This window comes from Saccharibacillus qingshengii, from assembly GCF_013185195.1.
Classification (GTDB): domain Bacteria; phylum Bacillota; class Bacilli; order Paenibacillales; family Paenibacillaceae; genus Saccharibacillus; species Saccharibacillus qingshengii.
The window spans coordinates 1-19,280 of record NZ_JAAZWC010000044.1 but is presented as its reverse complement, the minus strand read 5'-3'; the positions used below and the strand labels follow the sequence as shown (position 1 = coordinate 19,280).

At 52.4% G+C, this 19,280-nt stretch carries 23 protein-coding genes; 21 read left to right on the top strand and 2 right to left on the bottom strand.

The features are described 5' to 3' along the window. Positions 1-255 precede the first annotated feature (255 nt). The 16 genes from HRQ60_RS22240 to HRQ60_RS22170 all read left to right on the top strand — a co-directional run bounded on the left by HRQ60_RS22240 (position 256) and on the right by HRQ60_RS22170 (position 12,386). A complete protein-coding gene (locus tag HRQ60_RS22240; RefSeq protein WP_172200498.1) occupies positions 256-651 on the top strand; it encodes a contact-dependent growth inhibition system immunity protein in 396 nt (131 codons plus the stop codon). Between the two features lie 166 nt (positions 652-817). Next, entirely contained in the window at positions 818-1,165 is a 348-nt protein-coding gene (locus tag HRQ60_RS22235) for an antibiotic biosynthesis monooxygenase family protein (protein WP_172200495.1), read from the top strand. A 153-nt stretch (positions 1,166-1,318) separates the two neighbouring features. After that, positions 1,319-2,233 carry a phosphotransferase gene (locus tag HRQ60_RS22230; protein ID WP_172200504.1) on the top strand — a complete coding sequence of 305 codons (915 nt, stop codon included), beginning with the start codon at positions 1,319-1,321 and terminating at the stop codon, positions 2,231-2,233. Positions 2,234-2,309: 76 nt separating this feature from the next. Then, positions 2,310-2,498, top strand: coding sequence for a hypothetical protein (locus HRQ60_RS22225; RefSeq protein WP_172200492.1), 189 nt, complete (start codon positions 2,310-2,312; stop codon positions 2,496-2,498). A gap of 57 nt (positions 2,499-2,555) precedes the next feature. Then, positions 2,556-3,302, top strand: a complete 747-nt coding sequence (locus HRQ60_RS22220) for a hypothetical protein (RefSeq protein ID WP_172200489.1) — start codon at positions 2,556-2,558, stop codon at positions 3,300-3,302. A gap of 385 nt (positions 3,303-3,687) precedes the next feature. Beyond that, positions 3,688-4,722, top strand: coding sequence for an ABC transporter substrate-binding protein (locus tag HRQ60_RS22215; RefSeq protein ID WP_172200486.1), 1,035 nt, complete (start codon positions 3,688-3,690; stop codon positions 4,720-4,722). 1 nt (position 4,723) lies between these two features. Then, positions 4,724-5,497, top strand: coding sequence for a (2Fe-2S)-binding protein (locus HRQ60_RS22210; RefSeq protein ID WP_172200483.1), 774 nt, complete (start codon positions 4,724-4,726; stop codon positions 5,495-5,497). A 70-nt stretch (positions 5,498-5,567) separates the two neighbouring features. Continuing rightward, positions 5,568-7,295 (top strand): helix-turn-helix domain-containing protein, encoded by a 1,728-nt coding sequence (locus HRQ60_RS22205; RefSeq protein WP_172200480.1) that lies wholly within the window; start codon positions 5,568-5,570, stop codon positions 7,293-7,295. A gap of 116 nt (positions 7,296-7,411) precedes the next feature. Further along, positions 7,412-7,540, top strand: coding sequence for a hypothetical protein (locus tag HRQ60_RS23960; RefSeq protein ID WP_281358158.1), 129 nt, complete (start codon positions 7,412-7,414; stop codon positions 7,538-7,540). Positions 7,541-7,703: 163 nt separating this feature from the next. After that, complete coding sequence (locus HRQ60_RS22200) at positions 7,704-8,651, top strand: RCC1 domain-containing protein (RefSeq protein WP_172200477.1); 948 nt, start codon at positions 7,704-7,706, stop codon at positions 8,649-8,651. Then, positions 8,648-9,208 carry a dihydrofolate reductase family protein gene (locus HRQ60_RS22195; protein ID WP_172200474.1) on the top strand — a complete coding sequence of 187 codons (561 nt, stop codon included), beginning with the start codon at positions 8,648-8,650 and terminating at the stop codon, positions 9,206-9,208. Before HRQ60_RS22200 ends, HRQ60_RS22195 begins: the two co-directional genes overlap by 4 nt. Before the next feature lie 124 nt (positions 9,209-9,332). Continuing rightward, on the top strand, positions 9,333-10,010 hold the full coding sequence (locus HRQ60_RS22190) for a GNAT family N-acetyltransferase (RefSeq protein WP_172200471.1): 678 nt from the start codon (positions 9,333-9,335) through the stop codon (positions 10,008-10,010). A gap of 19 nt (positions 10,011-10,029) precedes the next feature. Then, the gene (locus tag HRQ60_RS22185; protein WP_172200468.1) at positions 10,030-10,380 is read left to right on the top strand and encodes a hypothetical protein; all 351 of its coding nucleotides are present in this window, start codon (positions 10,030-10,032) and stop codon (positions 10,378-10,380) included. Between the two features lie 36 nt (positions 10,381-10,416). Next, complete coding sequence (locus tag HRQ60_RS22180; RefSeq protein WP_172200501.1) at positions 10,417-11,016, top strand: phosphotransferase-like protein; 600 nt, start codon at positions 10,417-10,419, stop codon at positions 11,014-11,016. 171 nt (positions 11,017-11,187) lie between these two features. Further along, on the top strand, positions 11,188-11,859 hold the full coding sequence (locus HRQ60_RS22175) for a hypothetical protein (protein WP_172200465.1): 672 nt from the start codon (positions 11,188-11,190) through the stop codon (positions 11,857-11,859). A gap of 5 nt (positions 11,860-11,864) precedes the next feature. Further along, the gene (locus HRQ60_RS22170) at positions 11,865-12,386 is read left to right on the top strand and encodes an AAA family ATPase (RefSeq protein ID WP_246281445.1); all 522 of its coding nucleotides are present in this window, start codon (positions 11,865-11,867) and stop codon (positions 12,384-12,386) included. A 214-nt stretch (positions 12,387-12,600) separates the two neighbouring features. On the opposite strand, the gene HRQ60_RS22165 is transcribed toward HRQ60_RS22170, so the two are convergent. Then, positions 12,601-12,933 (bottom strand): hypothetical protein, encoded by a 333-nt coding sequence (locus tag HRQ60_RS22165; protein ID WP_172200459.1) that lies wholly within the window; start codon positions 12,931-12,933, stop codon positions 12,601-12,603. 92 nt (positions 12,934-13,025) lie between these two features. Here HRQ60_RS22165 and HRQ60_RS22160 point away from each other — a divergent pair, with 92 nt between their 5' ends. Next, a complete protein-coding gene (locus HRQ60_RS22160; RefSeq protein WP_172200456.1) occupies positions 13,026-13,523 on the top strand; it encodes a DinB family protein in 498 nt (165 codons plus the stop codon). 57 nt (positions 13,524-13,580) lie between these two features. On the opposite strand, the gene HRQ60_RS22155 is transcribed toward HRQ60_RS22160, so the two are convergent. After that, the gene (locus HRQ60_RS22155) at positions 13,581-14,912 is read right to left on the bottom strand and encodes an alpha/beta hydrolase family protein (RefSeq protein WP_172200453.1); all 1,332 of its coding nucleotides are present in this window, start codon (positions 14,910-14,912) and stop codon (positions 13,581-13,583) included. Between the two features lie 411 nt (positions 14,913-15,323). On the opposite strand from HRQ60_RS22155, the gene HRQ60_RS22150 reads away from it, so the two are divergent. The 4 genes from HRQ60_RS22150 to HRQ60_RS22135 all read left to right on the top strand — a co-directional run bounded on the left by HRQ60_RS22150 (position 15,324) and on the right by HRQ60_RS22135 (position 19,124). Beyond that, the gene (locus HRQ60_RS22150) at positions 15,324-16,100 is read left to right on the top strand and encodes a CPBP family intramembrane glutamic endopeptidase (protein ID WP_172200450.1); all 777 of its coding nucleotides are present in this window, start codon (positions 15,324-15,326) and stop codon (positions 16,098-16,100) included. After that, positions 16,101-17,288: a sensor histidine kinase gene (locus HRQ60_RS22145; RefSeq protein ID WP_172200447.1), complete on the top strand. Its 1,188-nt coding sequence runs from the start codon at positions 16,101-16,103 to the stop codon at positions 17,286-17,288. Beyond that, complete coding sequence (locus HRQ60_RS22140; RefSeq protein WP_172200444.1) at positions 17,288-17,944, top strand: response regulator transcription factor; 657 nt, start codon at positions 17,288-17,290, stop codon at positions 17,942-17,944. The genes HRQ60_RS22145 and HRQ60_RS22140 overlap by 1 nt, the downstream gene beginning before the upstream one ends. A 313-nt stretch (positions 17,945-18,257) precedes the next feature. Continuing rightward, on the top strand, positions 18,258-19,124 hold the full coding sequence (locus tag HRQ60_RS22135) for a YiiG family protein (RefSeq protein ID WP_246281444.1): 867 nt from the start codon (positions 18,258-18,260) through the stop codon (positions 19,122-19,124). Positions 19,125-19,280 lie beyond the last annotated feature (156 nt).

Sequence of the window (19,280 nt, the reverse complement as noted above, 5' to 3'; positions counted from 1 at the left end):
AAGACGGGATCGGTGTCCCAACAAAACATGCGTTATTTCACCCCGTGTTTCCTCCAGTATAAAGAAAAAGTTCATCCCCGAACTAGCCGGGGATGAACTGAGAATACCAACATAATATTCACGCTACGGGCATACGCCCTTGATCCGGCATTCGCCGGATACTCGACATGCGCCGGATACTCGACATGCGTCGAGTCGTGAATACAGGAACGTTATGTGACATACCGTAAACCATTTATTTAAGAGGGTGAAACCATGGAGCAGGTCGATCTAACCCGAACCCTTGAAGAGCTTGAAGGCGAGTCTTGGGATGAACCGAATTTTGCTTCCTCATTAGTAAGGCAAGTCCATCGATTAAGGAAAAAACCTCTTTGTGAATGGAACAATGAAGAGTTAAGGCTTTTGATCGGGCAACAAATGAATCTAGATTTGCTTTTGCCATTAGCCCTAGAGCGATTAATACAGAACCCATTTACATCAGGAGATTTATATATCGGAGATTTATTTTGTTCCGTACTTAAAGTTGATCAAGAATATTGGGAAGATCATAGAGAATTAACGAATGAATTAAATGAAGTAATTAGAATATATGAAGAAGTGACAAAGACATTGGAAGAGCAAATAAGTAAATACAGAAGTGATTATTTATAAGTCGATTCAGCAAGCCCAGTACATCACATAACATCCTATTCACGCTGCGGACATTCGTCCTTGGCGAGGCATTCGCCAGCCAATCGGCATACGCCGAGTCGTGAATATAGGAACGTTGTCTGCAATTTATTCAAAACTGTAAAATAATCAATAAAGGATGATGTATATGATACTTGAAATTGCTACTCTCCAAGTCAAGCCTGGAATGACAAATGAATTTGAACATAATTTTATTATAGCTTCTAAGATCATATCTAAGATGAAGGGCTATTTGAAACATGAACTGCAAAAGTGTGTAGAAGACACGAATAAGTACGTATTGTTAGTCCAATGGGAAACCCTTGAAGACCATACGATTGGATTTAGGGAATCAGAAGAATATAAAGAATGGAAAGAACTATTACATCATTTTTACAACCCCTTTCCGACAGTAGAACATTTCGAAATGATTACGTATACAGAAAGAACACCAATAATTGAAACAACAGCTCCTAGAAATTTAAAGGAACTTTAGTGCGTACCTCCAAAAGAGCATGGACAACAGATAAAATCATATTCACGCTGCGGACATTCGCCCTTGGCCCAGCATTCGCCCAACAACGGGCAGTTAAGCGTAACTTCCGGGGAATGTAAACGTCCAAGTAAGGAGCGAGGAGGCAGGCCTTTTATGGGAGCAGCGAATGTATGGGATGCGGAGTGGGAGGTTGACGAAGAGCTGGCGCGGACGCTGATCGACAGACAATTCCCTCAGCTGTCAGCGAAGCCTGTGAAGCGATTGGGCTGGGGCTGGGACAATACCGTTTTTCTCATCGGTGACGAGTACATGTTCCGGTTTCCAAGAAGAACGGTTGCCGTTGGCCCGATTCGGACGGAAGGGAAGCTGCTGCCGAAGCTGGAGCCCTATATGACCATCCCTTATCCAAAACCGTTGTTTTACGGCGAAGCCAGTGACGAATACCCGGCACCCTTTCTCGGCTATGCCTACGTGCCTGGAGATTTCCCTATCGGTTTGACGGAAGAACGACGGGCTTTATCGGCAGAGAAGCTGGCGGCATTTTTGCGGAGATTGCATGAGTTTCCGGTGCAGACGGCGCTGGAGTGCGGAGTTCAGCAGGATCATCGAAACTTGACGGACATCGCAGCGCGCAAAGTGAAATTGGAAGGTTTTCTATCGAAAGTGGCTGAACACTTGTCGCTGGAGGAGTCCGGTGTGATCGAAGCGTATATGAGCAGGCTGCAAACGGACCGGGTCGAGGCGGTGAATGTACTGCTACATGGGGACCTTCATTTCAAAAATATGCTTGTGGATGAGAACGGGATCGTTTCCGGCATCATTGATTGGGGCGATCTGAATGTAGGCCATCCGGCTTGCGATTTGAGCGCTGCTTACAGCTTTTTACCCCCTGACGCTCGCGGCGTGTTTTTCGAAACGTACGGAGGAGCGAACGAGGAAACGAAGCTGCTGGCGCGGCTGATCGCGGTATACATCCCCGTACTGATCTTGATGCAAGCGATCGATGACGGGAATGAAGCGATTGCGGCAGAGGCGAAATCCAACATCATGCGGGCACTGACGGATTAGACTTAGACAGCAAACGACTCAGCCTAGGATAAGAGGTATCTAAGGCGGGGTCGTTTCGTGAATAGAGGAGAATGGGATGGCAAATCATAAGTATCCCGAGAATTACTTTGAACACTACATTGTTAGTTTTTCAGGCATCGGTCATACACCAAATGAAGATGGATTTGAACAGCTGGCAAAGTTCTACATGGATATGGAAGGGCTCGACGAATTCTCCAACCTAATAAAAGAGATACAAAGGGTAAAAGAATCTCGGACTGCATAACGGCTGTACTAAATCTTTATTCAACCCTCATAGAAATCTCAAACGAGGACCAATCCAATGAAGAACAAACAAAAGGGTAGAGAAATCCTCTATGTGAGCGGCAGCGAAATCGATCAACAATGCTTTTATTCCTACGGGATTGAATTCTTTGAATTTATGTCTTGTGTGGAGCCTAGACCGGCAAACCTGATTTTGCTCAAGCATAAGTTTGATGACGGGAAGAGAAATCCGAACTGCGGATTTGATTACATCACCGCCTCAGAAATAGACAAATTAATTGAAGAGGACGTCTATGGGTACGGAGATTTTTGCTGGGTCGATGTTGAGAAAGAAGAGGATCTGGATCGGCTGACTGAGCTGCAAATCGCCGAACTTCTGTTCTTTGGTCATCTTGCCAAGCCATTAAACGATATACCCAAGGCGAGATTTGCTTATTACGCACACGATGACGGATGGTTTAATAAGCTCTATGTCACCTATCTGGAGGATTACGAAAGGATGTTATCCGCAGTCCTTGTATTCAAACTCCGAAAATGGACGAGAAGATCGATTAGGGCTATCCCCAGAGATATCTCGGGCTTTCTATTGGGAGCGACTCAAGAAGGTTTATTTATCGATTTATCGAAGATCCAAAAAGGGAAAGATGAAATTCGGATCCCCCTGACGACAGTTGGACATTATAGAGACATGGACAGCGTCTACGAGTTGAAGGATGAAATCACGGACTATCCGGTTTGGTTGGTTTATTCGAAAAAGTCGTGGAAGCTTATTCGAATCGGGAATGACTCAAACCGACGTGAATGAAATCATCCAGTATTACAAAAAGGAGCATGAAGAAGGGACGAACTTGTTTAAGGGTTGAATCGTATTTCGACACATGAAAAAGACACCGAAGGCGAAACCAGCTATATTTTTGCGGAGATCGGGTTGAGCTTATGGCGTCCTGCCGTATGTACCGACGAGACCTTGCAGGAAGATTGGTTCAAGGAAATGGTTGAAGAAAATCAGGAACAAGAAAAGCGGTATTTCTACTTCCAAACTGCGGCTGTGTATTCGGATGACCTAGCCCCCGCGTCACATTAGTCCGATCGAAATGTCGCAGAAGTACATGGTAACGCCAAGCCGGGATGGTTTATACTCGCCTTATGTATGATAATGAAAATCATTATCATACATAAGGGGGCTTATCATGCAGACTGGCACAAAAAGGCAGGCGGACGGAAGCAGCGGATACGCTGCCCGCAAATCGAGATTAGGGATGGGCTGCATGCTCGTCTTGGTTCTTATACTGACGGCTTGCGGCGGCGGAGCGGGTGCGGGCAGCGGCAAACCTTCTGCGGCAGCGGCGGAGACCTCTTCGGATGCGGCATCGAATACCGGAGCTTTCCCGGTGACGATCAAGCACATGAAAGGCGAGCTGACACTGGATGCCAAACCGAAGAAGATCGCCGTGCTGGATGTGAAGTTTCTGGATCAGATGCTGGCGGTCGGCGAGAAGCCGGCAGGCAGTGTAATCGCCGGAGGCAGCACCGATTTCCCGGAATATTTGGGCGATCAGCCCAACGGCGTACAGGTGCTGGGCACGCGGGACGAGCCCAATCTGGAAGCGATCCTGGCATTGGAGCCGGATCTGATCATTATGACCGACTTCCAGGAGAAGCAGTACGAGAGCGTAAGCAAGATCGCCCCTACCCTCGTCCTCGACTTCTATGAAGACTGGCGCGATACGCTGGCTGCCGTCGCCAAGATTACGGACAAGCCGGCCGAGGCCGAGAAGGTCCGCACCGCATACGAGGACAAAGCGAAAGCACTGAAAACGAAGCTGGCCGAGAAACTGGGAGATGAAACGACAGCTCTGATCCGCCCGAGAAAAGAAGGGATCCGCGTTCATGGCATCGAGCACCGCACCGGCGAAATTCTGTATCGCGATCTGGGCTTGAACATGCCTGCCCTCGTTCGGGAAGTCGGCGAAGAAGGCTCTATTGAAATCTCGATGGAGAAAGTTCCCGAGATCGGCGCGGATCGTTATTTTGTTCTCTCGGATGAATTGTTTGCCGCGGAAGCGGAAGCGATGGTGAATAGCCCGGTATGGAAGTCTCTCGAGGCGGTCCGGGACAATCGCACATACGATGTGAATTCGACGCTGTGGATTGCTTATTACGGTCCGCTTGCTATTAATCTGATCGCGGATCAGGCTTCGGAAGCCCTGCTGGGAACGAATTGATATGGATCGTAATTGGAGTGAGACACTGTGGCAAAAAACGGCGAAAAAACATTCAATTCTGCTGGGCGAGCCGCCTGCAGATGGTGTCCGCACCGTAGCTTTGAGCGAGCTGCACGAAGAAGCGGCATGCCATGAGTATGTAAGCTGGCTGCAGGGATATATCGGTGCGCCCGACATGAAGGTTGCCGCTTCGATGTTAGCCAAGCGGATCGGTTATCTGTGGACCGCTCCGCTGGTGACGGCGCTAACTTTTCATAATAGGCAGGTTTCTTTTTCGCTGGAAGACAGCTTCCTCTACCATCCCAAGCCTGCTTCCGAAGACGAGACGAGGTTTCCTTTTCTGGCGGTCAACGGTCTTCGGTCTGAAGCGCTCACGGCCAACCGGGAAATGGAGCGGAAGCAGTGGGCTGAGGAGATATTTGCGCAGCAGCTGACTCCGGTGCTCAAGAACCTTTCCGCGATCGCGCCGCTTCCGATGAGTATCCTCTGGGAGAATATCATGGTGCGAATCGGTCCGCTGTATAAGCTCCAAGCGGAGGCTTCCATAGAAACGAGCCGGCAGGCGCAGTCGGATTTTGCGTATTTGACTCAAGCGGCGCCAGGAGAAGTGTTCGATCAGAGAAAGAATCCTTTTACCCGCTTCACCACGTATCCCGAGCCGATTTCGACTGCCAGAAACGAGCGAATAACCTGCTGCTTCTATTATCAGATGTCCGGCGAATACTGCGGCAAATGCCCGAAAATTGACACTGAGAATAAATCTCAATTAAAATGACAGCAGCACAGTTTCCTCAGCTCATGTAAACGCTTGGAGCAAAGGAAGCTATTGTCAGGAGATGAGAGAAATGCCGCTGCAGGAACAGGCAAGCTTATGGAACGACACGACGATCAAGATGCTTGACGGATACAGCGGGACTTTACAGGCAGGCGGCATTCTGGGCAGAAGCGAAAATGAATCGACTTCGAATCTATTGCTGCTTGCGGTAGGCGGAGCAGGGGAGCTTACAATGAACGGCGAAGTTTGCCGCGTTGGAGCTTCTTTTGCTTGTCATGTGGTGAAAGGGACCGCTTTTACATTGACGGCGACCACGGATGAACTCTATTATATCGCGATGGCTTATCAGGCTTTTTCTATCGAAGGAGCCTCTTTTGCCATGCCTTCGTATCGGAAGCATCCGCTGCAACTTTCATTTGTTCAGAACGCGTTGACCCAAACGGAATGGATTCAGCAGGCGGAGAAAATCATAGCCAAATGGCGCCGCGGTGAAGGTTTGGAATGTTTTCATGCCCATGCGCTGCTGCAGGTCATGATCTACGAACTGATCATGGACTACGAATGCGGCCAGGGCGGAGCGGAGTCCGATGGGGTGGAGGTGGTCGCTTCCTATATTGCCTCCTCCTATCGCCGGAATTTGGAACTCAAAGACCTGGTGGCTCTCGCCGGATGCAGCGTCAGGCAGCTGCAGCGGCGATTCAAGCAGGAGAAACAGCGGGGACCGATGGAATACGTGATTCAGCTGCGTATGGAGAATGCCTCGAGGATGCTGCGGTATACGGAGGCTTCGATCGGAAGCATTGCGGAACGAATCGGATACCGGGATATGTATTATTTCAGCAGGGCGTTCAAGAAATATTACGGCGTTTCTCCGCTGCATTATCGGCTTGAGCATGCTGCGAGAAGAGATACGGATTATACCGAGGCTTTGCTGCGGACCCGCACGGCTTCGTCCTACGAATCCGCTCAAGGTCCGGTAATCTGCCATCTGCGGGGCGAATATCCCGTGACGGCAGCGCCGCGGCGTATCGCGGTACTCGATGTGCAGTATGCGGATCATTTGCTCGCGCTTGGGCTGTCTCCGGCAGGCAGTGTGGGATCCGGCAGTGCTTCGGTCAAGTTCCCTCCGTATATCCGGGCGGGTCTCGAACAGACCGAACTGCTCGGCACATACGAGTACCCGGATCTGTCTGCGCTGGAACGTTTGTCACCGGATCTCATTATCTGCACCGAAGTCCATGATCGGCATATGGAGCATTTGAGCCGGATCGCTCCGGTACTCATGTTCAGACGCAATGAGAATTGGCAGACCATTCTGGGCCTGTTCGGGGAGCTGACCGGAAGAAGGGCCGAGGCGAAGCATATTCTTGCGGATTATCATCAAAGAACGACGCTGCTGTCCGAAGAACTCGCTCCCCTGTTGGATGGGCAGAGCGTCGCGCTGATCCGTCCGCTGGATTCTCTCGTTCGCGTTCACTCGGCTGCCCATCGTACGGGTGCCGTGCTGTATCGGGATCTTGGGCTGCCGGTTCCGTTATTCGTGGCGGACGCTTCCGATACGGCTTATCATATTTCGGTCGACCGTCTTCCGGCCGTGCGTGCCAGCCATTATTTTCTGCTTAGTAATGAAACGATGCAGGGCGGCCTATCCACGACCGAGCAGCATGTGCGGCAAATGCTGGGCCAGGATGAGCGGCAGCACCTTCACCCGGTCGATTCGACGACCTGGATCGGCTGCTACGGACCGACAGGCATTAACGGCATCGTGGACCAGATCGAACAGGCTTTGTTGGGTTAAGGTGTCTTGAGTGTTTTGAGCCGCTGTTCTTCATTAAGGATATAATCATAAAAAAGCAAACGAACTGATTCGTCATGCGCTTATCTATATATCTGCATTTTAAGGAGGCGCTGCATATGTCCACGGCCAATGAGTCTCCTGTTCTGACGGCAGGTGTTATCCTGATTTTAAGTATCGGATTCGCGGGTTTTCTTTTTGGCGGAGTCTTGTATGTGTTGATTCAAAAAATAAAATCTGCGGCATGAACGCAAGTCTCCTAATAGAAACTTCATATAGAAACTCAAAGGACCAAGCGGCATCTACGCACAGAAGTTTATGAAAAAAACGGTTCGGCGTGTCGCAGTCTGTTGATGAACAGTAAATACGGGTCCGTTACGACAACGCAACCGATCAGAAAGGAGCCGGATCATGGAACCTCTTCCGCTTAACCTGTTATCTTCGCCGATTGTGTTTCCTTTTCAATATGCGATCACCGCCGCCCGCCGTCACAGTGCCGCTCTTGCCGCCGACGGAACCGTGCTCGCCGTAGGCGACAATCGGCAGGGCGAATGCGAGGTCGGCACTTGGCGGGATATGGTCGCCGTTGCTGCCGGCAATGTGCATCTGGCGTCGAATACGGGAAGCTCGCATACGGTCGGCTTGAGGTCGGACGGAACGGTGAACGCCGCAGGCTGGAATCGGCAGGGCCAATGCGAAGTCGGCGGCTGGCAGGAGATTGTGGCGATCGCCGCCGGATGGCGCCGCACCGTCGGATTGACGGCACACGGCACCGTCGCTGCGGTCGGCCGGAACGACGAAGGTCAATGCGAAGTCGGCGCTTGGCGCGATATGATCGCGATTGCCGCAGGCGACTGGCATACGCTCGGCCTTCAATCGGGCGGCACCGTGAAGAGCACAGGCAATCGCCGTTACGGTCTGGGGGACTCCGAACAATGGCGCGAGATCACGGCGATTGCGGCTGGGTATCTGCACAGTGTGGGATTGAAAGCAGACGGAACGGCGGCAGCGGCGGGATCGAACCGACATCGCCAATGCGACGTTGCGGCGTGGCAGGATCTGTCGGCCGTCTCGGCGGGCAGCTATCATACGGTCGGCCTAAAAAAAGACGGCACGGTGATCGCGACAGGTTCAAACGAATACGGGCAGTGCGATGTGAGCGGTTGGCACAGCATGATCGCCGCTGCCGCAGGCTGCGTCCATACGATCGGACTGCGTGCCGACGGCACGCTGGCGGCTGTGGGCAGTAACGATTCGAGGCAGTGCGACGTGAGTGAGTGGAACGACTTAAGATCGAGCAGATCCAGCGCTGAAGCCAAGCCGGATACTCCCATCCCGAAAGGATCGTGCAGACCATGACCAAAGTGATTTTCGGCATGACGATGTCGCTCGACGGATTCATTAACGATGCGGACGGCAGGATCTCGATCCTGTACCCCGATCATCAAGAATTCGGAAAGTCCGAGATTATGCAGGAAGCGATTCGCGATACCGGAGCGGTCGTGATGGGGCGTCGGACCTTCGAATTGGCAGGCGATCCTGACCATTACGCGATCGACTACGAGTTTCAGGTGCCGATCTTTGTCGTAACGCATCAACCTCCTGTCAAAAAGCCAAAGGAAAACGAGCGGCTTAGCTTTACGTTCGTGGATGACATCGAAGACGCGATCCGGATGGCGAAGCAGGCGGCTAAAGGGCGAGACGTTTCCGTAGTTGGCGGAGTGAGCATCGGTCGACAGTTATTGAGAGCGGGACTTGTCGACGAGCTGCAGGTCGGGATCATGCCGATGCTGTTGGGAAGAGGACAGCGTTTATTCGAAGAGCTTGAAGAACTGCCGATAACGCTGACGAAAACGAGATTGATCGAAACGGGAGCGCGTACGGATCTGTTTTTTGCGGTCGGCCCTCCCCATTAGAACTTACAAATTAACGAATAGAGGGTGAAGCCATGCAGAACCACAAAGCATCGGCAAAATAAAGCAAACCGACTGTAACGAAAAGCGATTACCGAACGTTATCTAGTACGGGGGTGAAGAGTTGTTGAGCGATAATGAGTGGATGCGGATTCAGGCGGAGACCTTGTATGTGCTGGACGGCCATACGATCCTCGGTATTAATGAACCCGGACACCAGCCGAGCGCGCCGCTTGTATTCGTGGGCAGAACCCGAACGGACGCACACCGTTACTTTCGTGCAGATCTGCCTCAAGCCTTGATCGAAGAAATTCACCGGTTGACCCGGGCAGACTTGAATATCGTCCAGCTGTGCCGAGCGTTACGTACCTACCAAGAGGTCTCCCGGATATGGATAGGTCCGGCTTACAGCATTCCGCAGCTCGCTTTTCCCGCGGAGGACAGCAGTATCTGTCTGATCGGGGAATCCGACCGGCATGTGCTGGATCGGTTTTTCCGCAGCGTCAATGAACAATACGCCTATCGAAGTCCTGTCGTCGCCGTGGTGGATCAAGGTCATGCCGTTTCGGTCTGCTGCAGTGCGAGAAAATCAAACCGGGCGATCGAAGCCAGCTTGTATACGGTCGAAGCGTACAGAGGAAAAGGCCTGGCCGGACGGCTGGTGCCCTTGTGGAGCGCCGAGGTTCGGCAGCTCGGGTATCATCCTCTGTACAGCACCTCTTGGGACAATTTGCATTCTCAAAAAGTCGCGCAGCGGCTGGGGATGGTTCAATATGGAGTAGACCTCAGTCTAAGTGCCGAATAAGCGTCAGCAGAATGCGGAGGTGAGTCCACTGGCGATTTCGGCCAAACGCAAGCGTAAGATTGTCGTCGACAACCACGAGTTCTACTGGTATGTCGGCCAAGACCCTTGGGATAAGAAATTTGCGAAAGCGCTGCATCTCGTATCGCCGAACCGGGATTTTGCCGCTCTTTACCGTCTGGATCCGGTCACGGAAGGAAGCCGGTGTCCGAAGCTGCAGGTGATCCGGAGCCGCTGGGTCCAGCCGGGCTTCTATCCGTTGAACGAAGAGGTTCATGAAGAGGCCGTGACGCCCGAATGCGTAAGGCAGATCCTCGCGTTCTGTCTGGCAGGTGGGGAAACGGAGCAGCCCGAAGATGAAGAGCGGTCGTGAGTTCCGGCGGCAATTTAATGAGTGAGGATGATGATGGTGAAGCGGGGAACGATTTTATTTTTGAACGGGACTTCAAGCGCAGGCAAGACCAGTATTGCCAAAGAGCTGCTGAAGCAGACCGAGATTTCTTTTCACCACGTTTCCGTCGACGACTTTTTTCACAATTACAATGAGTTCGTCGATCGCAAGTATCCGGATCTTGAACCGGTACAGGAACTGGATCAGGGGAGGATTGCCCAAATTATTTTTGATCCGATCGTTTCGATGTGTTATTCGACGGTCAAACTGTTCTCGGAAATGGGGTTGAACGTCATTTTGGACACCGTCATCGAGAACGATAAATGGTTCGATGTGTGTCTGGACCTTTTTGCCGGTCATCCCGTGCTGTGGGTCGGCGTCACCTGCTCTAGAGAAGAGCTGGCCCGAAGGGGAAAAGCCAGAGGCGATCGGGCGGTCGGGCTCGCGAGTTCCCAGTTCGACTATATCTATGCCTTCGACAAGTACGACGTGGAGGTAAATACGGAAGAGCTGAGCCCGGAAGCGTGCGCCGGGAATATCCTGAACGTTATCCGATCGGGTGCGGAGTATGACGTATTCAAGCAGTTCAGCAAAAGAAGCCCGGAAACATCCAGCTAGTACCCTTTCAACTCTTAATCAGAGGTTTACGTTTTCCTGAAACGCACACGCTTTAGGTGCGATTCAGGGGAGCGTAACCTTACCTTTAGTGTTGATAAGGTACGGTACCTTGACCGAGATAAAAGTAAGATTTACGGACTAGGATCCATTTTCTGAAAAGGAGCTTTAATTATGCCTCTGCCTATGGTTCATCTGGGAGTCGCGGACCGTTATTTCGAAGGCGGCCGCATTCCGGATGCTTTTGTACTTGGAAGTATTGCACCGGACGCGATTCATAGGAGAGCGGGGACCGGCCGGGAAGACAAACTGCGCACCCACTTCGGCGGCAAGGAGACGACTCCCGAGCAGTTGGAGACGTATTACGCGCTTTGGATCGGCAAACACCCTGAAGAAGAGTGGAAGCGGTACGTCCAGGGTTATTTTGCCCATGTGCTGACCGACTATTTGTGGGGAATCCACGTCTATGCCGAGTTCAAGCGCCAAGTCTGGCAGGATGGAGTCCCCGAAGCCGAGATCAAGCAGAGATATTATGTGGATACGGACGGGATCGACTTCTGGCTCTACGAGACGGCGCCGTGGAAAGAGCAGGCGTGGGAGAGTCTGCTGCGGACGCCCGCCTACGCGATGGATCCGCTGCTGACCGAACGGGAAGTGGACGAATGGAGACTGCGCACCCTCCGCTGGTTCGAAGAACCGGCGCACAAGCCGGACGTGCCGCCCCGTTTCCTTACGCCCGATATCGTCGACGGCTTTATCCGGCGAACGGGCGACGAAGTCCGGACGATTCTGGGCGAATGGGAGAAACGGCTATCGTTACCGGCCGGTTCGGAGGGATTATCGTGATTGTTATGATCAATGGAGCTTTCGGCTCCGGCAAGACGTCGGCGGCCCATTGGCTGCAATCTTTGATTCCCGACAGTATGATTTTTGATCCCGAGGAAGTCGGCTATATGCTGAGGAATATCATTCCGGAAGAGATCAGGCTCAAAGAAGAACAAACGGACGATTTTCAGGATCTGGAGTTGTGGCGGATTCTTGTGGTCAAGACTGCCGAAGAGCTGAAGCGCAGATACAATAAATCTCTGATCGTGCCTATGACCCTCTATAAAGCGGAGCCTTTTGACTATATTTTTGACGGCTTAAAAAGACTGGATCCGGACTTTTTTCATTTTTGCCTCATCGCTTCCGAGACGACAATCAGAAAACGGGTGGAGAGCCGGGGAGATCTTTTCGGAGAATGGTATCAGGAACATACCCGCAGAGCGGTGCCCGCTTTTGACGAGAGCAAATTCCAAGAGCAGATTCTGACCGATCACCGTGAGCCGTCCGAGATTGTAGGAATGATTCTGGACAGGATTTATAATCGTTGACCTATTTTGAAGGGTGATTCGAATAGAAAATAAAAGGAATTGACTAAAAAAAGGGTGGGATCCATTGAAGAATCTTTCTATAGGGTTATCGATCGTTGTGGCTATTATTGACGAGAAGAAGGGCCTTATCGAAGTCAAACCCCTTATAGAAGCCAGCTCAAGCGAAAGCGAGATCATACGCACCAAGAGGCTGCTGGATTGAACGGCGCCTAAATTAACGTGCCGCCGCTTCCCTGCTCATTTTGAGAAAAGCATACGCACAGGCCGACGAAAACAAAATCACAAACCCTTTGAAAGGCAGGCCCTGCGCTTCCAGGTAAAAGGCGTTGACCACATTCAGGCAGGATACGACAAAGCCCGTGATCGCCAGCAGGGTGCGTGTGCGTGAAACTTGAATCGAATCATAGGTCAGCACGCAGAGTACATAGACGACTAAGCTGAATCCGGCCCAGGAAAAGTGCGAGAACAACCCGAACAAAGCGATGAGCACAACCCAGACAACAAGGGCGATAAGCGGGGCAAGAAGTTTTCGATTAGGAATGTGCATGTGTGATCAACTCCCATTCCATTCTATTTATTCCAATTGTATCGATTCACAACCCTTTTTTCTATATCCGATTCGACTTGGGAGGACTGCTCATGCAAACTTTTTTTCGTTACAACTGGATGGTTAGAGAGCAATGGTATGAATGGTGCGAAGAGGTATCGGCGGAAGAACTGCTGCGCCCCCGAATCGGAGGCGTAGGCAGTCTGCTGCAGACGCTGCTTCATATCGTGGATGTGGAATGGAGCTGGATCCGCATGCTGCAGGGAAAACCGGACTTCCAGGAGAACTTCGAAGAATACCGAACGCTCGAGCGGGTCCAAGAATTGGATCGCAGATTTCGGCCGGAGGTCGAAACGTTTGTGGCAGCGTGGCAGGACTCGATGGAACGGCGTCCTTTCACCGAGAAGCGGCCTGACGGAAGCGTCGTTGTCGATACCTGGGGAGAAGTCATGCGCCATGTGATCGCCCATGAGATCCATCATGTCGGGCAGCTGTCGGTCTGGGCGAGAGAACTTGATCGCAAGCCGGTCTCCGCCAACGTCATCGGCAAAGGCCTGATCGAGCCGGAAACGACGGACGAACCCAACTGATCCGCCGAATTTTCGCGGCATGCGCTTGATCCGGCCGGCAGCCGATTCCGCCAAGCTTCAGGGAAAGCGGATAAATTTCACTTCCGGGAATCGGCTGTCGGTTTTTTTCGTCAGAATGCCGTCTTTATTTTTGAGATGTTGGTCAAAAAAGTCCAGCATATAGGCATTGACCACGGCGCCGGCTCGTTCGGGCGCTATTTCTCCGGTGAGGCCCAAGCGGGCGAACAGCGGAGAAAGGAACTGGGCGTCGGTAAAGTTCAGATGTTCGGTATTTTCGATATACAGGGCCTGTCCCCCCGCTTCAACGGCTTCCTGCATTCGCTTGAGCTCCAGCCGCTTGTCTTGCGCAGCGGCTTCTTCCCATGCCCGCGTCGAACCCATGCTTTCAATCTCTTCATCCGTGTAGGGACGCTGTTCCAGTACCCGCCGCAGTTTCCCGAAATAGCTATCCGAGGTAATAAACAAGAACGGTTTCCGCAGTTCTCCCCGCTCGCGCAGCCGATACAGCCCGCCATCCAGATCGATGCCGGCCGCGATTCGCGGATCGAACGAAGCGTCATAAGCGGCGGCTCCGCCGATCGAATGACCGAATGTCCCGATATGGCCGAGATCCAACTTGCCCTGCAGGTCGCTCGGGATCTGCCCGGATTGCATCTGTTCGAACTGGTCCAGTACAAACGTGACATCGTCGGTCAATAAGCGGCCCAGCCGATCGCGCTGCACGCTTCCCGTGCGATAATCGTCGTCGGGCGAGAACAGGCTGTCGGCTGCGGTGGTTGTGATCTTCCCGTCGGGGAATTCGGTGGCAAAAGTATTGTAGGTATGGTCGATCACCGCTACGATATACCCGCGGGCGGCGAGGTATTCGGCCTGCGACGTATGGAAAAACCTCGAAGAAGCGTTGCCGGGATTCGCGAGAATCAGCGGATAGGTCGGCCGCGCCGAAGAAACGGCGGCCTGCGGATACGCATGGGCGGACACCTTCTCCAGATAGTCGAAAGTAAATTCGGGCAGTCCGTACTGCGCAGCCATATACGGCAGGATCCGGGGATCCGGAATCCAGGCGGCGGGTCTTCCCGTGCCGGCTTGAGCCGGGTACCACACCTGGACCATCAAAGCCCGGGGTCCTTGAACGGGTCCGTCGAACTTTTCTTGCCGGTCCGTATCCACGAGATACAGCGCCTGTGTGCCTACCGGATAATCGCCTTGCGGTTCGGGCAGTTTGAATACGGGAAAAGCATACAGCAGGCCGACCGTTCCGGCCAACGCGAGCCCCATACCGGCATAGGCGCATCTTCGCAGCAGCCGGTACCGTTCTTTTTTGCAGACAAGCGCGGTAACCAGCAGGATCAGCACAACCGCGGCTCCTACTAGGGCAATTCCTCTCATCCTCGACTCCTCCTGTTCGTTCGGGTAGATACTTCGATCTTACCTCGCCAAGAACGCTTCATCCATCGATTTTCCTTACAGCCGGCTTGCTGGTTCGTCACCTGAATCCGGCAGCATCCGAGGATTCGCCGCTTCGGTTGACCGTCCATGTGAAAGGGAACGGCTTGCGGTTATAATAGCTTACAGCGGAAGGGGTGATCGGGCTTGTTCCCACTGTTTGATCCGCAAAGGAGCCGGGTCCCCTGTTTAGTATGCGGATTGTGGAAGAAGATTTCAAACGGGCGCTGCTGTTCCTGCTGCTGTTCCACCGCAGCTTGGCACGCAAGCTTATGACGAGCGTCACTTCTCATATGACGGCCTTCTCTCCTATATTTGCTTCAGCACTTATACGAGTAAGAAGGAGTGGACAGGTTGAATAACGAAGTATCCGTCAAGCCTTACAGCGTAGGGAAAATATTGGGGTTATGGGCGCTGGTCACACTGCCGATGTTCTTGATCCGGTTTGCTCTGATGCCGCTGCTGGTTCCCGTGGTGTCGATCCATCCGGGCATTCTGTACTGGCTGCTCATGATTGTGGGCATGATGTGGCAGTTTGTTCTCTCGGTCATCATTTTGAAAAAAGAATTAGGCACGTTAACCTGGGCGAAACTGAAGAAAAGGCTCTGGCTGAATCATCCGATTCATCCGAAGACGTTCAAAGTGTACAAACTCGCGTATTCGTTTACGATTCCGATCATTTTGTACGCGTTTTTCTTCGAAAGTTCCGGGTTGTTCACGTTTGTGGGCGCGACGCTGAACCGGCTGTTCCCTTTTATGGCTCCGGCGGGTTATGCCGATATTCAGAACCTGGTGAGTCCCGAATTCGTAGGCGCCTGGTATCTGATCGGAATTGCGCTGGTCAGCTGCCTGTTCAACTACCTGCTTGGAGAAGAATTGTTTTTCCGCGGGATTCTGCTTCCCCAGATGAGAGGGGCTTTCGGAAAATGGGATTGGGCCATGAACGGGGTGTTGTTCGCCGCCTACCACCTGCACAAAATGTCCGATATCCCGGTGCTGCTCGTCGGATCGTTTTTCTACGGATTTTTGAACGCGAAATATCGGAGCTTCTGGCCGGCGGTCATCATCCATGGGGTGGAAGCCATTCCTCTGTTGATCGCCGTAACGGCCGTGGTGCTGGGATTGATGTAAATGATTCATGCGAAGGAGTGTGCCCCTATTCCCCTTTCCGCCGTGCATACTGTGAGCAATACGAGAGCATCCAGACTGTTCTTCTACGGGCTGGCGTTCGCTTACGCGGCTCTGCTGCTGGTGTATCTGTCCTTGTCCCATTACCAAGACCTGGCCGGGGTGGCGATCCTGATCGGTTTGTACGTGCTGCGGCATTCCAGGCGGATCATGCGGCATCGCGGGTATCCGCTGCTTGCCGCCGTATCGCCTGTCGTTGAAATCGTTCTGCTGTTTCTGCTGTTTTTTGGAAAAGGAACGGAAGTCGAGAATATCGTGTTTGTTCTGTTTATTGCGGATCTGCTGCTTCATTACAAATCCTGGTATGCGTTTCCGTTTGCGTATGCCGGGTATCTGGCCTACATGATCTTGTGGCCGCCGAACGGGAATGATCTGTGGAGCCCTATGTTTCATATGCTGAGCTATTCCTTCCTGATTGTTCCGATCTGGAGTACCAAGCTGCTGCTCAACCAAAGAGAGGTGAATCTTCGATTGAACGAGTCCCTGAAACAGGAAGCCCGAACCCGGGAAGAGATGGCGGCGTTAAAAGAAAGAACGAGGATCGCGGAAGAGGTGCACGATACGGTGGGGCATACGCTGACGACAGCGATCGTCGCTCTGGAAGGAGCCCAGCTGCTGTTCGAGAAACGGCCCGAGGAATCGCTGCGCAAAATTCGGGTGGCCCGGGAACAGTTGAAGGAAGGGCTGGGCAATATCCGCCAGGTAGTCAAGACGCTCAAAGCCACGGAAGGGACGGTCGGCGACCTGGAACTCGAAGAAGGAATCCGGAAGATCATGACCGATGCCGAGCGGCAGACGGACGTTCGATTTACGCTGCAACTTGAAGAGCTGCCGCATCTCGTCTCTATTCAGAAATACGTCATCCTCAATCTGATCAAGGAATCGATTACGAATGCGCTGAAGCACGGCCGGGCAAGCGCCATCGAAATTTCTATTGTGGAAGAGCGGGACACCATTCATATTCGGGTCGAGGATAACGGCGGCGGCAGCGAGGCGTGGGACTACGGATTCGGCTTGAAGACGATGGAAGAACGAATCGAAGCGATCGGAGGGCAATTGACGCTGCACAGCGAAGCGAAGGGAGGATTTGCCCTTCATGCCCGGATGCCGATTGCCGGAGGAGAGACGTAATGGAGAATGAACGCAGAATCGGCGTGATGCTGGTCGACGACCACCGGATTATGCTGGAAGGGCTGGCCACGCTGCTGTCGATCAGACCGGAGATCGAGATCGTGGGAATGGCCCAGACCGGCGAAGAAGCGCTGGAGCAGCTGCTTGACGTCGTTCCCGATATCATCCTGATGGATATTCGCATGCCCGGTATGGGCGGCGTCCAAGCGACCGAAGCGATCAAAACCTTGTACCCGGACCTCATCATTCTGATCCTGACGACGTTCGACGACGACGAATATATTATAGAAGCTTTGTGCAACGGAGCCTCCGGCTACCTGCTCAAAGATATCGACGGCGAGAAGCTTGTCCAATCGATCGACGAAGCGCTGTCCGGCAGCCTGCTTCTCACAGGCAAAGCGGCCAAGAAACTCGCGCTCAATCTTCGCAGCCAGCACAGCCGGTTCAAGCAGACGGGCGGTGAGTTTGAATTGACGCCCCGGGAACTCGATCTGGCCAAACTGCTGATCGAAGGATACAATTCCAAAGAAATGGCCGAGAAGCTGTTCTTGACCCAGGGGACAGTCAAGAATTATCTGAGCGATATTTATGCCAAGCTCGGGACCAATGACCGGGTCAAGGCCGCCTTATTGCTGAAAAGGCACTTGTCCTTATGAGAACAGCGGCACGGAAATCCCGGGCGGTAAGTTTCGGTGCCCGGGACAAGGCAGCAGGCGATTTTTAATATTGCGACTCCGGACTCAAGACCCTCTCACCGAATCCTTCTAAAATTGAATAGAAATAATCAGAGATGATTACATACTGATAAAAAGTAAGTAAAATGACCCAGTCGGAGGAATCGTGATCTTGAGAAAGCTGCCGTTTATGATTGCCGTTATATTTTTGGGAAGCGCCTTATCCGCTTGTTCCGCTCCAGCCGTTCCTTTGAGCCCTGCGGCTGCAGGCGTAACGCAGGGTGAAAGCGAACAGATGGAGAAATATAATGCGTACGTGATGTTGAACAACCTGATGAGGGGCCGGATCGACGAGGTGCTGATTCATTATTTCGAGAAGTTCGGCGCGGAGAAGCAGCCTGTGATCGAAGACAACTTCAGCTTTATTATGCTGGATGTGGTCGAGCAGGACCGCGCTGTGATCGATCAGGCCAAAGGCTTTATTGCCAGCAAGCCCGCTTTTGCGAGTGCCGACCCGGCGGCCACCAAGCTGATCCCGGCCATTCAGGATCTGCTGGCCGTTCTGGACGAGATGAAAGTCTATTATGACTCCAAAGGGTATGTAGACGACGACTTCGCCAAAGGCAAAGAGCTGCACGCCAAACTGCTGACTGCTTATGAGGCTTACGATAAACTTGCCCAGAACTATTATACGGCGCTGCAGAAAATGGGCGACGATCAGCGCCTGGCCGATCTGCAGGAATTCAAGAATGCCGGTCAGGATATCCGGTACAACGCCTTGAAGTTCATGATCGATGCCGAAGCGACGGCGATGGAGCTCAATGCGCAGGGGATTAACGCCGCCAATGTGCTGGAGCTCGATCTGGCGAAATTCAAAGCCAAATACGATGTGATGACCGCGGATCTAACCGCCCTGACCACCCTGTCCAAAGACAAAGACCAGATTCAAAAAGAAGGCTTGAACGAGTTCTCCATCAAAAGTTACGTAGAAGCGGCTACCGAAGTCAAAGTGGGCGCTTCGAATATCATCGAACGGATCAAGAACAAGGAACCCGTATCCGATTCCGATCTGAGCGGCCAGTTCCTGGACAGTACGGAAGGAACCCCCGAGACGTTCAATCAGCTGATTAGCAAGGCAGTCGAACGTTATAACGGCATGTAAAGCAAGCCGCGCATGTCCAGCATGAATCCTCCCTTTGAAAGCGTGCCTAGACGGTACGGCTGCCGAAGGGAGGTTTTATTATAAGACGGATTGTAAAATGAAGTGCAACACCTCGAACTGAATACAAAAAGGGCTCATGGCCGGATTCGTGTAGAA